At 36.1% G+C, this 20,049-nt stretch carries 16 protein-coding genes; 9 read left to right on the top strand and 7 right to left on the bottom strand.

The features are described from left to right. The first annotated feature begins 172 nt into the window (after positions 1 to 172). The 5 genes from AsAng_RS27340 to AsAng_RS27360 all read left to right on the top strand — a co-directional run bounded on the left by AsAng_RS27340 (position 173) and on the right by AsAng_RS27360 (position 4,065). Positions 173 to 508 carry a hypothetical protein gene (locus AsAng_RS27340; RefSeq protein WP_264790325.1) on the top strand — a complete coding sequence of 112 codons (336 nt, stop codon included), beginning with the start codon at positions 173 to 175 and terminating at the stop codon, positions 506 to 508. Positions 509 to 859: 351 nt separating this feature from the next. Further along, complete coding sequence (locus AsAng_RS27345) at positions 860 to 1,615, top strand: hypothetical protein (RefSeq protein ID WP_264790326.1); 756 nt, start codon at positions 860 to 862, stop codon at positions 1,613 to 1,615. Between the two features lie 184 nt (positions 1,616 to 1,799). Further along, positions 1,800 to 2,618 (top strand): hypothetical protein, encoded by an 819-nt coding sequence (locus AsAng_RS27350; protein WP_264790327.1) that lies wholly within the window; start codon positions 1,800 to 1,802, stop codon positions 2,616 to 2,618. After that, complete coding sequence (locus AsAng_RS27355) at positions 2,615 to 3,151, top strand: SdpA family antimicrobial peptide system protein (protein WP_264790328.1); 537 nt, start codon at positions 2,615 to 2,617, stop codon at positions 3,149 to 3,151. Before AsAng_RS27350 ends, AsAng_RS27355 begins: the two co-directional genes overlap by 4 nt. A gap of 5 nt (positions 3,152 to 3,156) precedes the next feature. Further along, the gene (locus AsAng_RS27360; RefSeq protein WP_264790329.1) at positions 3,157 to 4,065 is read left to right on the top strand and encodes a sporulation-delaying protein SdpB family protein; all 909 of its coding nucleotides are present in this window, start codon (positions 3,157 to 3,159) and stop codon (positions 4,063 to 4,065) included. A 70-nt stretch (positions 4,066 to 4,135) separates the two neighbouring features. Here AsAng_RS27360 and mltG read toward each other — a convergent pair whose 3' ends face one another. Both mltG and panB read right to left on the bottom strand, forming a co-directional pair. Further along, the gene (gene mltG, locus AsAng_RS27365) at positions 4,136 to 5,194 is read right to left on the bottom strand and encodes an endolytic transglycosylase MltG (RefSeq protein WP_264790330.1); all 1,059 of its coding nucleotides are present in this window, start codon (positions 5,192 to 5,194) and stop codon (positions 4,136 to 4,138) included. Positions 5,195 to 5,235: 41 nt separating this feature from the next. Then, positions 5,236 to 6,051, bottom strand: coding sequence for a 3-methyl-2-oxobutanoate hydroxymethyltransferase (gene panB, locus AsAng_RS27370; protein ID WP_264790331.1), 816 nt, complete (start codon positions 6,049 to 6,051; stop codon positions 5,236 to 5,238). A 514-nt stretch (positions 6,052 to 6,565) separates the two neighbouring features. Here panB and AsAng_RS27375 point away from each other — a divergent pair. The 4 genes from AsAng_RS27375 (at position 6,566) to AsAng_RS27390 (ending at position 12,060) form a co-directional block, all read left to right on the top strand. Further along, positions 6,566 to 7,687 (top strand): hypothetical protein, encoded by a 1,122-nt coding sequence (locus AsAng_RS27375; protein ID WP_264790332.1) that lies wholly within the window; start codon positions 6,566 to 6,568, stop codon positions 7,685 to 7,687. 298 nt (positions 7,688 to 7,985) lie between these two features. After that, positions 7,986 to 9,899: a molecular chaperone DnaK gene (dnaK, locus tag AsAng_RS27380; protein WP_264790333.1), complete on the top strand. Its 1,914-nt coding sequence runs from the start codon at positions 7,986 to 7,988 to the stop codon at positions 9,897 to 9,899. 349 nt (positions 9,900 to 10,248) lie between these two features. Next, on the top strand, positions 10,249 to 10,677 hold the full coding sequence (gene rplS / locus AsAng_RS27385) for a 50S ribosomal protein L19 (RefSeq protein ID WP_264790334.1): 429 nt from the start codon (positions 10,249 to 10,251) through the stop codon (positions 10,675 to 10,677). A gap of 84 nt (positions 10,678 to 10,761) precedes the next feature. Then, the gene (locus AsAng_RS27390; RefSeq protein WP_264790335.1) at positions 10,762 to 12,060 is read left to right on the top strand and encodes a M949_RS01915 family surface polysaccharide biosynthesis protein; all 1,299 of its coding nucleotides are present in this window, start codon (positions 10,762 to 10,764) and stop codon (positions 12,058 to 12,060) included. Between the two features lie 80 nt (positions 12,061 to 12,140). Here the strand turns inward: AsAng_RS27390 and AsAng_RS27395 are convergent, their stop codons facing one another. The 5 genes from AsAng_RS27395 to panC form a co-directional block, all read right to left on the bottom strand. Next, entirely contained in the window at positions 12,141 to 13,112 is a 972-nt protein-coding gene (locus AsAng_RS27395; RefSeq protein ID WP_264790336.1) for a polyprenyl synthetase family protein, read from the bottom strand. A gap of 75 nt (positions 13,113 to 13,187) precedes the next feature. Next, positions 13,188 to 13,982 carry an inositol monophosphatase family protein gene (locus tag AsAng_RS27400; RefSeq protein WP_264790337.1) on the bottom strand — a complete coding sequence of 265 codons (795 nt, stop codon included), beginning with the start codon at positions 13,980 to 13,982 and terminating at the stop codon, positions 13,188 to 13,190. A gap of 97 nt (positions 13,983 to 14,079) precedes the next feature. Beyond that, positions 14,080 to 14,787 carry an inorganic pyrophosphatase gene (locus AsAng_RS27405; protein WP_264790338.1) on the bottom strand — a complete coding sequence of 236 codons (708 nt, stop codon included), beginning with the start codon at positions 14,785 to 14,787 and terminating at the stop codon, positions 14,080 to 14,082. Positions 14,788 to 15,018: 231 nt separating this feature from the next. Next, positions 15,019 to 19,134: a DEAD/DEAH box helicase gene (locus AsAng_RS27410; protein ID WP_264790339.1), complete on the bottom strand. Its 4,116-nt coding sequence runs from the start codon at positions 19,132 to 19,134 to the stop codon at positions 15,019 to 15,021. Positions 19,135 to 19,136: 2 nt separating this feature from the next. Continuing rightward, positions 19,137 to 19,988, bottom strand: coding sequence for a pantoate--beta-alanine ligase (gene panC / locus AsAng_RS27415; protein ID WP_264790340.1), 852 nt, complete (start codon positions 19,986 to 19,988; stop codon positions 19,137 to 19,139). Between the last annotated feature and the right edge of the window lie 61 nt (positions 19,989 to 20,049).

The following is a 20,049-nucleotide window of genomic DNA, read 5'->3' on the forward strand; positions in this document are numbered from 1 at the left end:
TGGAGTTTGATTTCCTTTATAACTTTCAATGTATTATCCAATAAGTTAACACCTCAATTAAAATTGTATTGGACTAATCTAAGTAATCGTTCGCAATAATTTACAGGAAAAAAATAATTATTTTTTTTACCTATACTTTTTATGCCCGCTTACTTAATTGAAAATAAAAATAATGAAAAATACCACTTTAAGAGTTATACAATTGACCCTATTAATACTAGTTATTATTGCGGTTACTAGTCTAGTTGCAGACGCTCAATGCCCAATGTGCCGTATGTCAGCAGAGTCTAATTTGAAGAATGGGGGAACAGCGGCAGCAGGATTAAACAAAGGAATTATCTATTTATTAATAATCCCTTATATCATGATCAGCACGATCGGATATTTGTGGTGGAGAAACAGGCGGTTGGTTCAAGAGCAAGAGCAAGAAGATGAAATTCGCAGTTTGTTGGAACCACATGATCTTGTGATCAGCAGTACCGAATTTAATGAAAAAATTGAACAATAATTGACCTCACTCTGTTCTTGCGCTCTCATGCAATAACATCAGGGCTAATTACTACTTCATTATGTTCGTTGAATAAGTTGGGATTTATTTGGGCTTTAATGTCCAAACTATAATGGCATATTTTGCCCATCAGCTCCTACCAAATCATTTGGTAGGAGCTGATTTATTTATAGGGACTTTTGTTTGGTGAACCCTTTTAACAATCGGCGTTGAGATGAAAAATAATAAGTATAAGTCGCTCTATATCAAAAAAATATATCAAAAAAACATCAAGGTAAATTTTTATATCTAAAAAAAATAATTGTATTATTGCATTGTAAATCAATTGTTTTAATCCCAAATTTTTTAATTATGAAATTAAGAATTCCCATTTTAGCCTGCTTATTTTTTTTGGTGTTGAGTTGCCGTACGACACCACTAGAAGAAGTTGAAAATTTAGACCCTCAATTAGATGGTCAGTCGATTTTTAAAACGGTATTTTTTAATTTAGGTGATGTTGCTGATGAAATTCCTTCTTTTAAAGAAAGTGTCGATTTTCTTGAAAGTACAGGGAAAGAGCATCCTGAATTTATGCAAAATTACATTGCAAATGTTGATAACTATATTGCATCAATAGAAAAAACCAATCCTGGTTATTTTGAACAGCTTAAAGAGGCTGTTTATGCCCAAGATTTTGTAGCAATAAAACGAGTTATGAAGTTGGGCGACTTATTGATTTTGCCCACAGTGATTCAGAGCAACCTTAATCGAATTGAGTACGAGCCTTTGAAAAGAGACATAGAGGCACTCAATATAGAATCGATTGACTTTAAAAATGAAGATCAACTAGAAAAACTTTCTGGCAGTTTATTAAGTATTCTATCGAAATATGATTCAGAATATGAGAATGCAAATATAAACAATGGAAGGTGCCTTTTCTTTGCCGCAGCAGTAGCTGTGACTGTTGCAGCTGTTGGTAACTTTGTTTATGCCGTTAATGTTGCGTGGTCAGGAAATGTTAACTGGACTAGAAACTGGAGCATTCCACTGCGAAGAGCAGAGTTTAATTATGACGCTTATGCAGGAGAGGAGCTGATCAAAGAGATAGCGATTGGATTTAACCCATAAGATTATCTTGTTAGCTATAGCCTGTGGAAAGAAAATAAAGCACTGTTTCTCTCTCCACAGGCTAGATTTTTAATTCAAAAAACTTAAAAATCCCCATATATATTACGCAAAAAAAACAGCTATCTCTTAGATAGAGAATAGTTGTTATATAACTCAAATTTTTTCATCCCAAAATGTTAATATTATGAAATATGCAATTCCCGCTTTAGCATGCTTATTTCTTTTGGTGTTTAGCTGCCGAACGACACCACTAGAAGAAGTTGAAAGCTTAGATCCTCAATTAGATGGTCAGTCGATTTTTAAAACGGTATTTTTTAATTTAGGTGATGCTGCCGATAGAATTCCTTCTTTTAAAGATAATGTAAAATTACTGGAAGAGATGAGCGAAGAGCATCCTGAATTTATGGAAAATTATATTGCCAATATTGATCGTTATATTGAACAAATAGAACGCACCAATCCCGATTATTTCGAGCAACTTAAAAAAGCAGTTTATGCTCCAGATTTTTTAGAGATAAAAAAGGCAATGGAATTAGGTAACTTATTGATTTTACCTACAATCGTTCAAAGTAATTTGGATAAGATCGAAGATGAAGCTTTAAAAAGAGAATTACAAGAAGCATTTGATGTTGCATCTGTTAATTTTAAAAGCCAAGAACAATTAAAAGTACTGTCTAGTAATTTGTTAGATGTTATATCAAAGCATAAACCAGCGGATAAAGATTTGGATACAAACAATGGTAGAGCGCTTGATTATAACTTAAACTTCAATTATAACTATTCATTAGATTATAATTATAACTACACCTATAATTTTATTTATGTTATAAATCTAGCACGAATAAGAATACTGAACTATAATTATAACTATAACTTCAATTTTAATTTCAACTTTAACTATCTCTATAATATTGCAATACCAGCAGATGGAGAAGGTCAAACCTATGACAACTATACAGGAGAGGAGTTGATTCGTGAAATAGCTGCTGGATTTAATCAATGAAAAAACATTTATTAATGGGCTTGGCGATAGTAACTATTTTTAGTTATTTCTACTTTAACTTTATTAGTACGCTATCCCAAAATGTAATTTCCATCACTGCGGAAGAGAAGAATATCATTAAATTTTTCTTTCCGCAGGGATGGGGATTTTTTACAAAAGACCCTAGGGAGGCCAAGTATAAACTTTACGATGTAACAGACCCCAATGCTCCAAAACTAGTGAATTTTAAAATTACTGCTCTAGAGAATTTTTTTGGCTTGTCAAGGAAGGGAAATAGAATTTGTATTGAAATGATTCGAATACAAAATCACCTTCCTAAAGATTCGAAATGGGTAGTCAGTAATTTGGACATTGATGAATTTCACCTTAATGAGAGTGCCTTTGAATCGATTGATTTGGGGCAAGAAGATTTTTTCTATATAAAATCAGGTAAGTATATAATCAAAAAATACTTTATAACGCCTTGGAATTGGCTGAAATACCCCAATAACTACTCTAAGGAATATAAGTATTATTCATTTGAACTGAATTAACCAAGATGCTTCAATTTTATAAAAAATTCTATGATAAAAGTTCCGATTTCCTATTTACTCAAAACCCATATACTTGGGTTTATGGGCTTGCTAGAACAATTTTGGCAATTGGCACTTTGATTACATTAACGTTTAGTTCGGTAGATGTTCTTTTTGATTACTCCATTTTTCATGAAGTAAATGCCAAGAACCTATTTAGCAACGTTAATTTTTTTATGATTTTTGGTTGGGGACAGTTAGGCTTAGCTAAAATCATTGCAATACTAATTTTATTGGTAGCTGCTTCTGGGATCTATCCTAGGTATACAGGTATTTTTCAGTGGTGGATTGCCTCTAGCTTTTTTTACGCTTCATCAATTGTAGAAGGGGGAGATCAGATTAATGCGATCCTTTGTTTTCTTTTTATTCCAATGACTTTGCTTGATAACAGAAGATGGCATTGGGGAACTAAGGAGTTTTCAGAAAACAAGAAGTTTGTAGGTAACCTTATGTTGGTACTAATATCCATCCAGATGTCCATGGTTTATTTAAATGCAGTGACCGATAAAATGTATGCCAGTACAGAAGAATGGAAACTAGGAAACGCCATTTATTACTATTTAAAGGATTCTTATTTTAGTTATCCCGATTGGATGGATCCACTAATGACGAATCTACTAGCCAATTCAGTTGTTGTTTCTAGCATTACTTGGGGAACCTTATTTCTGGAATTGGTTCTATTTGGTATTTTATTTTCGAATAAAAATGTCAAACTTGCTTTATTGCCATTTGCTGTTTTATTCCACTTGGGAATCGCCTTGTTTTTGGGGCTCGTAAGCTTTTTTATGGCGATGTTGGGGGGCTTGATTATTTACTTAGTTCCCAAGGATGCTCCCATACCCTCGCTTTTTGATAAAGCAGCGTTTTCTGCATAATATATAACAAATCAGCTCTTGTCAACAACGGTTGACAAGAGCTGATAAAAGAGCATTAGTTTTGCGTAGCTTACTGTCTCCTAATCCAGTTCCAATACTTTTTAGCGTTGTTAATGTGTGCCCGATGTGTTTTGGCAAAAGCGTGCATATACAAAGACTGCCCTGCTTCTGGCGGTTTGGCACAAAAGAACATATAACTATGCTTTTCGGCATTCAATACCGCATCAATAGCATTGATAGATGACATATAAATAGGTCCAGGTGGTAAACCAGCATATTTATAGGTATTATAAGGCGAATCTGTCTCAAGGTGCCGATCGAGTACTCGTTTAATAGAAAAATCACCGACAGCAAAGACTACTGTTGGGTCAGCTTCTAGTTTCCAGCCTTCCTTTTGTAATCTATTTAGGTAAACCCCTGCGATTTTAGGTCGTTCAGGTTTGTATTGACTTTCGCATTCAACAATCGAAGCTAGTGTATACACTTCAATAGGAGTCATGTCTAATGCTGCTGCCTTGTCCAACCGTTCTTGATTCCAAAACTTTTTATTCTCCTTCAACATTTTTTTCCAAAAGGTCTTTGCGTCACAGTCCCAATACATTTCATAAGTATTGGGGATAAAAGCAGCCATAACGTTTTCTGGAGTATAGCCAAACTGAGCTAAAAAATCAGAATCGTTTAGCAAGGTAATAAGCTCAGAAGAATCCGCTTCGATTTGGCGACTAACATAACCAGCAAGTTGTTGTTTGAGCCTAAGATTGTGAAAGGTTAATCGTACGGCCAATTGGCGACCTTGCAATACACGAACTAATCTTCGATTGCTTGTTGTCGATTTAGGGATGGTATACTTCCCTGTTTTTAGTTGATAACTCATTTGTTGAGCCGTAAATAAAAAACTATTCTTATTTTGAATTATTTTTTCTTGTTCTAACAATTGAGCCAACTGTTCTAGCGAAGTATGACTTTTGGGTATCGTAAGTATGGTATCCTCTGTAAGGACAACATTGATTCCAAATACTTGATGGTAAAAATAATAAGCCAGTCCTCCGCCTACTAGAGCAACAGCTAAGAATAAACCCAAAAATAATTTAAGCCACTTTCGATTAGGCTTAGTATCAACTGATTCCATTATTGTAAATGCTGTCTTGTAAATTGAGTAATTAACGAATTCTAATATTGTTCCTTCTCATTAGGAAAATCACCCATTTTAACATCATTGATATAACGCTTAGTGGCATCTTTCATCTCATCAAATAACTCTAAATACCTTCTCAAAAAACGAGGTTGGAAATCCTTGGTAATTCCCAGCATATCATGAGTAACCAAAACTTGACCATCCACATCTGGTCCAGCACCAATCCCAATAACAGGAATAGAAAGCGCTTCGGCAACCTTTTTACCCAATTGAGCAGGAATTTTTTCAAGAATAATGGCAAAACAGCCTAGTTCTTCTAATAACTTGGCATCTTTAATGAGCTGTTTGGCTTCTTCTTTTTCTTTTGCTCGAACAGTATACGTTCCAAATTTATAGATGGATTGAGGGGTTAGCCCCAAATGTCCCATAACAGGAACACCTGCACTTAGGATACGAGTAATGGAGTCACTAATTTCAACACCACCTTCTAATTTCACAGCATGAGCACCCGATTCTTTCATGATTCGTATGGTGGATGCCAATGCTTCTTTTGAGTTGCCCTGATAAGAACCAAAGGGTAAATCAACCACCACAAAAGCTCGATCAATAGCTCGAACAACCGATTGCGCATGATAAATCATTTGATCCAAAGTAATAGGCAAGGTAGTTTCATGTCCTGCCATTACATTAGAAGCTGAATCACCAACAAGTAATATATCAATGCCCGCAGCATCAAGAATGCGTGCCATTGAATAATCATAAGCGGTCAGCATAGAAATTTTCTCTTTGCGTTGCTTCATTGCAAGCAATACATGGGTGGTTATTTTCTTTATTGGTTTATGAACAGACATAATATTGTATTAAGTTAAATTCTAGTTAGAGACTATTCCCTTTGATCAACAAATACGTTTAACTAACTCAGGATAGCGTATTTATTTAGATTGATAACAAAAGAAAATATTTTGTGTTGTTAATCTACTGTAAAGATGTGAATTAATTGTTGCCTGCACAAATATTACCCTAATATTGCACAATCATACCCAAATCTTAAAAGATATTCCTTAGTTTTGTGCGGTTTTAGCCGTTCCCCTATTTTTGCTGCTACTAGCAATGGTTTGGTTTTTTTATAAAAAAAACTGAATTAGATTTGTTAAATTATTCTTTGTATTAAAGAATGATTATCACAAACGAAGTTGATGACAAGTGAAATGTTCTAATTTTTTTGTTTAACCAAGAAGCGAAAACGTACATTCTCGTAGAAGTTGTGCATTTTTTGAGGGAGTAGATAATAAAAAAATGCTACATTGAGCTTTACAAATTCATTTGTGATAATCATTAAGATTAAGATCTTAAAAACTGAATAAAATGAAGTTTAAATTTGTATTAGCTTTTGTTTTGGGTATTAGCCTGATGACTCAGTATAGTTGCTCAAATGAGGTTGAAGTAGTTGGGATTTGGAAAGACATTCCAGTAGTATATGGTGTAATGAATCGAGAAGATTCTATCCAGTATATTCGCATAGAAAGGGCTTATTTGCCTCCGAACCAAAGCGCTTTAGACGTTGCTCAAATACCAGACTCTTTATATTTTGATACCAATGAGGTTAAGATCCAATTATTTTATATTCACCAACCTTCAGGGGATACAATAGAATGGCCTAAACCTTTTGAGCGTGTAAATTTAGCAGATGAGGGGATCGTAAGGGAACCAGGAATCTTCCAAAACAATCCAAGCTATGTTTATAAGACCACTGGTGGTTCAACATTTGATTTGTTATTAAAAATTCAGAATTATAAAACGGGGAATACCTTTTATGCCCGAACAGAGGCAGTCAATACAAAGAATACGATTTTGTTTACCACTCCATCTTATTCTCTTGTGCCACTAAAACCAATTGTTTGGCGAGATTTAAATCTACAAAACAATGAAATTTATCAATCCTTGACTGTAGAGCTTTCTGGAAATGGTTTTGCTTCAATTTATGATTATAAGTTTAGGTTTCATTATAAAGAATATGAGATCGATAATCAAGGGCTAGAGGTGCCAGGAACTAGAACGAATAAGTCTATTGTTTGGAAGGCTGCTAGTGACTTTATTCCACCTTCTACGAGTCAGACCAAGCGAGTGATCAAAGGGGAGAATTTCTATCAGTTTTTAGGTGGAGCCTTGTCGGATGTTACAGGAACAAATACCAGAAGATGTGCAGGCTATTTAGAAGTTTTTGTAGATGGAGGTTCTGCTAGTTTAAGAGATTATATTTTGGCTAGAAAGTCTAATGAAGGCTTTGTTGGGGGCTTGTATCCTTCTGAGCCTTATTCTAATGTACAAGGAGGCTATGGTGTTTTTGCAACTTCTAGTCGTTTAGAGCGCAAAGATCGAGCATCAGACCCTCGATTGATGAGAATGTCAAACCTGACTTATCAACATCTTAGCGAAGGTCAATACACCAAGCATTTAGGATTTGAATCCTTCAGTCCTTGCTATTAATCTAAAAAATATCCAAGACTGTAAGTAGCTACGCATAATTGATGTTACTTATTTTAGTAGAATAAAGAAACTGCCATTTGTCAATTTTATTGCAAATGGTAGTTTGCATTTGCTGCCAATAAAATTGGACATTTTGACATACTGACAGGCTTAAGTCAGCCAAAAAAGGATGGTTTAAAATCGAAATATGCCAATTTAACATTTTTTTTAGAATGGTATATCACTTGATCATAGAAGGGCAAACAACAATCGTTGTATGAATTATTAGATATTAATTAAAAACTTAATAAAATAAATTATGAGCAAAATCATTGGTATTGACTTAGGAACAACCAACTCTTGTGTTGCTGTAATGGAAGGGAACGAACCAGTGGTGATTACCAATAACGAAGGTAAACGTACCACTCCTTCAATTATCGGTTTTTTGGATAACGGTGAACGTAAAATCGGTGACCCTGCAAAACGTCAGGCTATCACAAATCCAAAACGCACTATTATGTCTATTAAACGTTTCATGGGAGTTCGCTATAGCGAAATTGCTCAAGAAGCGGGTCAAATGCCTTATGAAGTCATAAAAGGTAATAATGATACTGTACGTGTCAAAATTGACGACAGAGAATATACTCCGCAAGAAATCTCTGCTATGGTATTGCAGAAAATGAAAAAAATTGCAGAGGATTACTTAGGTCAAGAAGTAACAGAAGCAGTTGTAACTGTACCTGCTTACTTTAACGATTCTCAACGTCAAGCTACTAAAGAAGCGGGAGAAATCGCTGGATTAACCGTTCGTCGTATTATCAACGAGCCTACTGCTGCTGCTTTGGCTTATGGTCTAGATAAAGGCGATAAAGATATGAAAATCGTTGTTTACGATTTAGGTGGTGGTACTTTTGATGTTTCTATCCTTGAATTGGGTGGAGGTGTATTTGAAGTAAAATCTACCAATGGAGATACTCATTTGGGAGGAGATGACTTTGACCGTGTTATCATGGAATGGTTAATGCAAGAATTCAAAGATCAGGAAGGAGAAGATCTTTCTCAAAATGCAGAGGCTTTGCAACGTTTAAAAGATGCTGCTGAAAAAGCTAAGATTGAGTTGTCTTCTGCGAATAGCACTGACATCAACTTGCCTTATATTTCTTTTGGTCCTTCTGGAGCTAAGCACTTAGTTAGAACTTTAACTCGTGCTAAATTTGAGCAATTGGTTGATAGCTTGGTAAAACGTACGATTGAGCCATGTAAACAAGCTTTGGAAGATGCAGGTATGTCTTTGGCTGATATCGACGAAGTAATTATGGTGGGTGGTTCTACTCGTATCCCTGCTATTCAAGAAGCAGTTGAGAAGTTCTTTAACAAAAAACCAAACAGAAGTGTAAACCCTGATGAAGTAGTTGCTTTAGGTGCGGCTATTCAAGGTGGTGTACTAACTGGAGATGTAAAAGATGTTTTGTTGTTGGATGTTACTCCATTGTCTTTGGGTATCGAAACAATGGGTGGAGTATTTACAAAAGTAATTGAAGCAAATACTACAATCCCATCTAGTAAATCTCAAGTGTTCTCTACTGCTCAAGACAATCAACCTTCTGTAGAAATTAATGTACTACAAGGTGAACGTCCTATGGCTAATCAAAACCGCTCAATTGGTCGATTTAATTTGGATGGTATTCCTCCAATGCGCCGTGGTGAAGCTCAAATTGAAGTAACGTTTGATATTGATGCCAATGGTATCTTAAAGGTTTCTGCTAAAGAGAAGAAAACAGGTAAAGAGCAATCTATCCGTATTGAAGCTTCTACTGGATTGACAGATGATGAAATCCAACGCATGAAAAATGAAGCAGAGGCAAATGCTGAAGCTGACAAAAAAGCGAGAGAAGCTGTTGATAAAGTAAACGAAGCCGATTCTGTAATTTTCCAAACAGAAAAACAATTGGAAGAGTACGGTGATAAAATTCCTGCGGATGCCAAAACTAATATCGAAGGTGCTTTGGCTAAGTTGAAAGAAGCGCACCAACGCCAAGATGTTGATGCTATTAACCGTGAATTGGAAGCTGTAAATGCTGCTTGGTCTGCTGCAACTCAAAACATGGATCCTAATGCTCAAGCTCAACCTCAACAAGATGCTTCAAATGCAAATAATGCGTCTGATGACAAAGGTGGAGATGATGTAACAGATGTAGAGTTTGAAGAAGTAGATGCAGATAAAAATTCTTAAGATTTAGCGTTATGCTTATCTGAGAAGTTAAATAAATAATTTTGAGCGACTATTGGTTAGCCTATAGTCGCTCTTTTTTTGTTAAAGCGTCAATTAAGAATTGTTTTGGGGGATCGATGCTAAAAAATAGACTTGTTGTTGTTCAGAAAACCAATTAAATACCCATCTATTTTTATTTAAAAAAGCACAAAATGGACGTTTTACCCTCAAAAAATGATTTAATAAAGAAAATCTATAAAAATTAGGCTTTTTTTGTGAGAAAAAAAGAGCATTTAAAAAAATAATGTTATCTTTGCCAACGCTTTTGTAAACAAGACTAGAAAAACTAGCGATATAAATATAGATTGTGATGAATGATTTAATGAACTTCGTAGAGCAACAAACAGCTCGTGATATTACTGATTATGACTTTTTTAAGTCAGGTGACACTGTTGCTGTTAGTTACAAAATTATAGAAGGAAGCAAAGAACGTATTCAGATTTTCCGTGGAGATGTTATCCAAATTAAAGGATCTGGTATTTCTAAAACATTTACTGTTCGTAAAATATCTCATGGTGTAGGTGTAGAGCGTGTATTTCCTTTCAATTCTCCTGCTGTTGCTTCAGTTAAGAACTTGAAAAAAGGTAATGTTCGTCGTGCACGTTTGTACTACTTGCGTGAATTGACTGGTAAATCTGCTCGTGTTAAAGAAAAGCAATTTACTAAAAAATTAGAAGCTAGCTTGAAAGGTAAAACTCGTAGAGCTACTTGGGCTTGGGAAGAAAAAGTATACAAATAAGATAATACTTATTGGTATTTAAAAATATAGAGCTGCTTGGAATTATCCCAAGCAGCTTTTGCTGTTTGCTAAACCTACTTTATTATGCAGCTAAAAATCTCTTTAACCGTTGTTTTGTTGGTGTTTTTATGCGCTTGTAATAATGATTCGGTCAGTAATAAAAAAGAAACGGCTAAGCTTGATGCTGTAGAAGGTCTAGAAAAGCCTTCATCATCAGTTGCTCAACTCGATAAATTTTTGGATTTGTTTCCCGTTGTTACCTCATTTGATTTTGATGAAACCTTGTTTGACAAACACGAAGGGGGAGTAGGAACGGTTATTCCGATCGATATGGATGTTAATATCCTAAAAACAATACATGAGGGCTATGACGGAACTGAGGATTTTTTCCCCAATGCCTTTAATTATGCTATTGCTAAATTTGAATTGCAGCCCAATGCTATTTGGGGGCTGATTGTGATGAATCACGAGCTAGGAGCTGATGGTCGAAACCAAAATTATTTTATTTACACAATAAATAAGGAGGGAACGATTATTCATCGGAAAACAGTAGCGGCTAGTGTCAGTTGGCAAAATGGTGTGATTCAGGAAGTGGGGACTTTGGCAAAAAAGCAGGGCAGCTATCAAATAAAAACCTTATCAATAGAGGCTGATTGGGGGGAGAATGATGATATTCCCTATCCTTTACAGGGAAACACCTATACGTATACAATCACAGCCAAGGGGATGATAGAAGACAATGCAGAGGTGTGTTTTTTGATTCCGAATGAGGAGGGCTTGCCAACCAATAATAAGGTGTTTCCTACTGTTAAAATGATTAAGAATGAGCTTGCCCAAACGCCTATTGCAAAAGACTGGAAGCATTATTCACAGACCAAAAATATTATTGCTTGGGAGGATGCTAATGGTGAAAATTATGTGCTTTTTGCAAGCCAAAATCGACAAGAGAACAAGGACTTGACGTTTGCTGGAAAAGCTGCTGAAAAGACATTACATGCTTGTCATTATACCATTAAAAACGGGCAGATAAACCAAGTTTGGGAAATGAATGACTATGAGGCCTTGTGTGAATTTGATCTGTTTGCCAACTATATTTATAATAGTGTAGAATTGACGGATCTAGACCAAGATGGCATTGCCGAAATTTGTTTTATGTACTCTTTAGGCTGTATTAGTGATGTTAGTTCTGTTGGAGTGAAGTTAATGATGTATGAAAATGGTACTAAATATGCGTTAAGGGGCAGTTCTAGGATTTCGTTTGAATTGGAGACTACAACTCGAAATCAGCCAATGTATACGGTAGATCGAGCATTTGAAGATGCTCCAGAAGTGTTCTTAAAATTTGCCCAAAAGCATTGGGAACGTTATGATGTAGTATACTAAGGATAAACAACCAATTTGAAGATTAAAAAATTGTCTATGGAGAGGATTATTAATCTCCAAATTGGTTCATTTTTAAATGATTAATGCTCCCGTTTGATCAATAAATCAAGGAAGCCATAGAGCGGAGCTTTTGACGCTTCGCTAAGTGTTAATTGGTTTAGATTTTCAACAGCTTTTTGGTGGTATTCTGCCATAATTTTTTTCATTTCATTCGGAATATCCAAATCCATAAAAATAGCAGTGACTCGCTCAATTTTGGCTGCTTCTTCCGTTGCAGGCGGTGTGCTAGATAATAATGTTTTTAGTTCGTCATGTGTAGCAGAATCAGCAAGTTCTAGTGCCTTAATAACCAGTGCGGTTTTTTTATTTTGGACAATATCTCCTCCAATGCGTTTGCCAACTTTTGCTTGCTTACCAAAGGTATCTAGCCAATCGTCTTGCATTTGGAAAGCAATCCCCATATTGCGACCAAATTCGCCCACTAATTCAGCATCTTCTATAGAAGCACCTCCAACCAAAGCGCCCATTTTCATTGCTCCATAAAGCAAAATAGAAGTTTTTAGTTCGATCATTTTAGTGTATTCTGGTAGGCTGACACTTTCCTGTGTTTCAAAATTGACATCCATTTGTTGTCCTTCGCAAACACCAATGGCAACTTCATTAAAAATCGGCAAAATAATCGGCAATAAATCAGGGTTAACTTTACTTAAATGATGATAGGCATACACCAACATAACATCCCCCGAAAGAATAGCGGTATTGGTGTTGAATTTTTTGTGTACAGCAGGTTTTCCTCTACGTATTGGCGATTCATCCATGATGTCATCATGAACTAAGGAGAAGTTATGAAAGATTTCGACGGCATAAGCTACTGGCAATGCAGGGCTGACATCTTCTGAAAATAAACGGCAAGCCATTAGTGCCAATAAAGGGCGGATTTGCTTACCTCCCAAAGATAAAATGTAATCAATTGGTTCATAAAGCTCTTGTGGGCTATGACTCAAAAAATTATGATCTTGTTGATAACGGTTAAAGAGTTCACGTAGGTCCATTTTATTAGAAGTTAGATTTTGTTCTATAAAGAATAGTAGGGCTAAGAAACCATTTTTTACCTATAATTTGAAAAATTATTTAAAATATTTGAGCGTAGAATCCAGAAGGTGTTGATGAATTAGAGGGGTACCTGCAATGATTTCTCGACCATGAATGAAGTTATTTTCTCCCGAAAAATCGCTCACCACTCCACCTGCTTGTTGTACAATAAATGCGCCACCTGCTACATCCCAAGGCGATAGGCTATACTCAAAATAACCATCAAATCGTCCACAAGCTACATAAGCCAAATCTAGCGCAGCAGAGCCCAAACGGCGCAAGCCTCTAGTGCCTAACATCAGAGGTTTAATCATTTGAAGATAGGCATCCATTTGCTCAAAATCATAATAGGGGAAACCCGTAGCTAGTAAGGATTGGGCAATGCTATCAGTCGTGCTAACTCGTATTGCTCGTTGATTTAGAAATGCTTGGTCGCTGCCTTTCCAACTATAAAATGTTTCTTGGTTATTCACTTCATGGACAACGCCCAAAACCGTTTCATTTTGATATTGCAATGCAATACTGATGGCAAAAAAGGGGAGTTGGTGCAAAAAGTTGGTGGTGCCATCTAAAGGGTCGATAATCCATTGCCAGTCTTTCTTTTCATAAGCAACGGTCTCTTCCTCTGCCAAAAAAGCCGCTTCAGGCAAAAAAGCACTTAAGCCATCAATCAATTGTTGTTCTGCCGATTTATCGACATAACTGACCAAATGATTGAGTTGTTTGTGTTCAATATCTTGACGTTTGACTTTGCCAAGTTCTGCTTTTAAAAACTGTCCAACTTCTACCGTAAGCTGGCAAGTTTTTTGACAAATTAATTCTAAGTTCATCAGATAAAATTTAGGAATCGAAAGGTCTATAATGAGTAAACGCTAAAGTACGGGTACTTTAGCGTTTATTTTATTTTTTTTTATGTTGAGTTGCTTTTCAAACGGTAACATTCAAAGCTTCTGCCAATGTTTTTGCCAAGTCCTCATTGAGAGAACCATAGTGTGTTTCGTAGTCTTGTTGGCTTCTACGAACAACCTCTAGCGCCTCTTCTCTACCATAAGTATGTGTAATTTCAACTTCTTTGGTACTTTCTGGATTGTCTGGATCTTCTTTGTAAGTCAAGAAATAATGCTTGATGCGTTTGATCAATTTTTGAGGACAATCTTTGATGTCTTTAATGTCGCCATAAGTATGGTCGCCCTTTAACACAGCTACAATTTTGTCATCTGCTTCCCCTCCATCAATCATGCGAAAACCACCTACAACTACTGCATCCAATAACAAGTCGCCATGAGGCAATGCTCTATCCATCAAAACACAAATATCCAAAGGATCTTCGTCTCCTACAATACCAGTTCTACCTGTCTGTTGCATGCAGAATTCAGCCATAGCTTCAGCGGAATAGGTTTTAGGAATCAAACCATAAGGAACAGGAATGGTGTTAGAGAATTTATTGGGACGGTCAATCATTAGATAACCGCTTTCTTTACAAATTTCATATTTCATTTGATCGCCAGGAACTACCTCAATGTAGCAACGAACCACCTCAGGAGCACCTTCTCCTACATTAATACCATGCCAAGGATGTGCTTTGTAACGCTTGCCGAATTTATTCCAAATATCATGCAGTTTGTCGTTAGCCATAATTTTTAATAAAAGTTTAAAGTATATATGCTAGAAAATAAATGATTTGGACTATTAACCTAAAACGATTTAATAATCGGTACCAATTTGCAAAGTTACAACATTTGTTTTAGACTAGACCTAAAAGTTTATTCTTTTTTGTTTCTGTTTGATAATTTTTACCTAAATATTAGAAAACCAGTTATAGTACAATTATGCTGCTACATGGTTTTAACAGAGGAATGTAAATGATCAATTGTTCTTGATTAAATTTAACAAATCTTCAGCAGATAATTTAGAACTAGCATCTGTCCCTTCTAATAAAGAATCCGCTAAATCTCGCTTGTTTTCATGCAACTTGATAATTTTTTCTTCAATGGTATTTTCTGTGATTAATCGATAAACAGTCACAGGGCGTTTTTGTCCTATACGATGTGCTCTATCCGAAGCTTGATCTTCTACCGCAGGATTCCACCAAGGGTCCATATGGAGTACATAATCGGCAGCAGTGAGGTTAAGCCCCGTACCACCTGCTTTGAGACTAATCAAAAACAGCTCACCCTCACCATTTTGAAAGGCATCAATGCGTTCTTGGCGTTTCTTAGTTGGTGTTTGACCATCTAGGTATTGATAACTGATATTTTGACTTTTGATGTATTCTTCAATCAATTGAAGATGCCCTACAAATTGACTAAATACAAGCGCTTTATGCCCATTGGCAATCAATTCGGAAACAATTTCACCAAAAAGTCGCAGTTTGGAACTCTTTAACATAGAAGAAGGATCGACCAACTGAGGGTTGCAACAGGCACGGCGCAAGCGCATAATTTGGGCCAATACCTTTAGGTGTTTGGTTCCTGCTTGTTCTCCTGCTTCTTTTTCTAAGCTTTCAACAGCGTTCCTACGAAGTGCTTCATAAAATACTTGCTCTTCTTCCGATAAATTGACGCTGAGTACGATTTCCGTCTTTTCAGGCAATTCTTTAAGTACCTCTTTTTTGTGGCGGCGCAAGATAAATGGACGAATTAAGAGTTGTAATTGCTGTTGCGTTTCAATGTTTTTATCCTTTTCGATAGGAATAGCAAAACGGTCTCTAAAGTTTTTTAAAGAACCCAATAAGCCTGGGTTAATAAAACGGAACAAATTCCATAGTTCTCCCAAGTGATTTTCAATAGGGGTACCTGTGGTAATGATTTTAAAATTCCCATTGAGTTTCATGGCTGCCTGAGAGCGTTTTGCATTGCTATTTTTAATGGCTTGTGCTTCATCCAATACAATGGTCTCAAAAACTTTGCTAGCAAACAAATCACTTTCTGTCTGGAGCAAACCATAAGTTGTAATTAGGACATGCCCAGCTTGTGCTTCTGCGATACTTTGTTTTCGATCACTCTCACTAAATAAAATAGGAGTTAAGCTAGGGGCAAATTTATCAATTTCTTTGGTCCAGTTTCGACAGACCGATGCAGGTGCTACGACCAAACTCGGTCCTTTAGAACTACGTTCTAAAATAACAGTAAGTGCTTGAATCGTTTTTCCCAATCCCATATCATCTGCCAAACAAGCGCCTACTCCCCAAGCCGCTAATTTAGAAAGCCATTGAAATCCCTCTTTTTGATAGCTACGCAAGGTCGCATTGAGGTTGTTCGGCACTTCAAAAGCTTTGGGATCAATTGTTTTGAGGGCATTAATATGATTTTCCCATTCTTCATCAATGCTAATGTCCTGAATGTCTTCCGTCAATCCTTCAAAAGCAAAACTTGCTAATGGGTGAATTCTACCATCATCATCCGTAAATTTATAAATGCTATCTAGGCGTTGTTGTAAATCCTCACTCAATGCCAAAAATTGCCCATCATCCAATTCTATAAATTCAGATTGTTGCTCTTGCATCATATTGAGCAGTTGGCGCATGTCCAAAACCAAATTTTCATTCACTTGAATTTTGCCAGAAATACCAAACCAGTCGTTGTCTTTTTGGATCGATAGCTTTAAATTATCAAAACTGATTTGCTGTTTGATTTTTAATTGTTCTCCCTTGGGCCATTCAATAACGATTAAGTTAGCGATTTTAAAAGGCTCTAATTCGTGCAATAATTTGAGGCAGGTATGCGGACTTTCTAACTGCCAAAGATCATTCTCAGGAAAACTATCTCGGAGTATACTGCAAGAATTAATAAGATGGTTTAGGGATTGTAGCTCTTCTTCTAAATTGCGTTTGGTTTGTGTGCGGATTGCTTCAATTTTTGCAACAACACGAGCAGAGCCTTTGCCTGGTTTGAAATAAGGAGCAGAAACCTGAAAAGGTTTGACAAAAAACTCTATGTCAAAACCTTCCCCTACAGGTAATAAGTGGACATATAAGCGACTGTCCGATTCAACAAATGGAATTTCATCATTCTGAAATTCTAAGTCGGACTGTAGTGGCATAATAGTCGATAAACCAGCTAAAGTTCTTTCTAGTTGAGCTTTACCTTTAAAAGGAACATTTAGACTTTTGGCTCCTATTGCTTGAGCCAACTGTACTTGTTTTTCGCTAACCTGAATAAGCTGATAACGAGTTGGTGTTTCTTTTATGATGTAGCAGCCTTCGTGTTTGATGTCAATAGATGGGCTAATTGAGTAACCATCCTTGGTTTCTTTAACGACTAATTCAACTAGACCTTGACGCAGTTCACAAGCTACCTCTGGCGATTTGTAAAGAAATAACAAAGGATGGTCTATAAGCGCTTGAAAAGTTTTGGCAGGCGAATAAAAACCATAACCATTGTTGTTGTAAAAGCCAGAAGCTTTGGAAATGGTATTGATGACTCGCAAATCATGGGGCGTTGCTTCTAGTATTGCCCCCTCTGTCAATTTGTCCAAATTGGCATTGCGTCCTTTGGACCAACTTCCATTTTTATTGACTCGTTGAATTTTTGGCTGTATAATATCTTGTTCAAAATCAACCAGCCAAATCAATCGACTTTGTTGGTTGTTCTGAGTATTGATATTGTGACTGTGCAATGCTTCAAGAGCTTGTAGCGCAACTTCCCATTCTTCTTGGATACCAATGACATCCAATAGAGAGGGAATATGCCCAATTATTTCTTGTAGCTCTTCGGTTTTAGTGGCATAAAAATCCTTGCGATTGGTGCTGATTTCTTGCATTAGAACCGCTACATTATAAGCAACCCAATAATAACCATTTTTAATGGATTTGTGTTGTAACGTTAGCGCATAACTTTCCCAATTAGGAGCAAAACATTGTGTCCAATATTGTGCATATAAATAAAGCAAGCCATGTAAGTTATAATACAAGTGTTCCTGTTCGAATAGTTCCTGCGCTCGGTTGGGGTTCTGTTGAAGATGATCGACAATACTTCCCAAATAGAGATAAACATTACTAATCGTATGGGCAAAAACTTCCTTGAAGTAAGTTTTTATTTCAGGAATATGTTTGGTATTGTGATCTTTGAGTAACGCTAAGATGAAAATAACACCGTGATAATCTGAGAAATAAGCTTTTAATGATTTTTCTTTTTTTCGATAATCTTTGAGTGCTTTTTCATAGCGATTGAGTGCTTTTATGTTGTAACCTTGGGCAAAATAAAGCCATCCCTTAAATTTTAAGGCATCAATAGAATCTTTCCCATCCCAAAGTTTTCGGATCGTTTGCCAATCTCCCTTTAATAGCGCATGGATGCTAACATGATAATTGATGAGGTCTAAATCCTTACGCTGTAAACTGGTTCCTATTTGTTGGATATTGTTTAGAGGTTCATTGACATCTTTTAAGGCAATAATCATTTCGCCCAATTGAGATTTATAAAACTCAAACTGAAATTCAGGAGATAGTTTACTAATGTTTTCGATGCCCAAACGCTCAATAAAGAGCTTTTTGTAAAGTGCATCTAGATAAAACGAACTGTCTTTTTGTAAGGTTTTGACCGCCAATTGGAAGGTTGAGTAGTCATTGTTGTACAAGGCAAAAGAGGCATCCCTCGTTAATTGTTTGGGATAGCGATGTGCTTGGTATGGGGTTTTTAGCCCAGGATAAATGTCTGTTACACCTTTTCGTAATGCAGTAAGTCGTTTATCTGCAATTACTTGTTGAATCGTGAAATGATAAACATCAGGATGAATCTGATATTTTTGATCTAAATTCTTTTTGACCAGATGTAACTGCCTTAGGGATTCTAAAGCCTGCCCTAAACTAATCACATTATAGGTCTGTTTATTGTTTGCTTTTAATTTTGCTTTGGCGCAAATTTGCAAGATCTTGGTCTTATCCTCAGGGTTATCAATTAAGGTCAGAATTTTGACCAAATCTTTCTGAGGACTATTCAGAGATTGATAGGTTGTTCGAAGGTCTTTGATTTTGCTTATCATGACTAGATCTTTTCTCTAAGGATTATATTATCCAACAATCGAACACCATCTATTCTAACTGTAGTACAAGCGGTTATTGTTGTTGCTTGGTCAAAGGATTGAATTGTATTTAGACTATCCCCATCAATAATTGTAAAATAATCGACATCCATTTCATGTAACGCAATAAAAGCGAGTGCATTTTCTCGAACTTCAGCTAATGGTTTGTCTTTTGCATCTTCTTTTGCTTGAAACAATAGTTTAGAGATCAGACAGGCTTTTTTTCTGCCAGTTTCACTCAGTCGAACATTTCGGGAACTCATCGCAAGCCCATCTTTTTCTCGAACAATGGGAACTCGAACAAGCTGAATAAAACTGTTCATCAACTCAAGCATTCGTTTGATAATGGCGAATTGTTGATAATCTTTTTGTCCCATAAACAAACTATGAGGTTGGACAATATCCAATAGACGATGGACAACTTGAACAACTCCCTTAAAATGCCCAGGGCGGTGGGCTCCTTCCATGGTTTGGTCTAAACCTCCCAAATCAAAATCAGGTGTTTTTAATCCTTTGGGATATACCTCCTCAACCGTTGGCAAAAACAAGACGGAACAGCCTAGTTGTTCTAGTTTTTGGATGTCGTTTTGTATTGGGCGAGGGTATTTATCCAAATCTTGCGCATCTCCAAATTGAGTAGGGTTAACAAAAATAGAACAAACCACAATATCATGTTGTTGGAGCGCTTTTTGTACAAGTGTTAAATGTCCTAAATGAAGGGCACCCATAGTTGGAACAAAACCAATTTTTTTAGCTTGTTTTTGTTGCAAATTTAGATACTGTTGTAAATCATGAACAGTCTTAAATATATACATAAGAGGAAAGCAAAAATTATATGAAGCTGTTGAACTAATAAAGTTAGAATAAGTTTTTTAT

Origin of the sequence: Aureispira anguillae (assembly GCF_026000115.1) — a bacterium.
Classification (GTDB): domain Bacteria; phylum Bacteroidota; class Bacteroidia; order Chitinophagales; family Saprospiraceae; genus Aureispira; species Aureispira anguillae.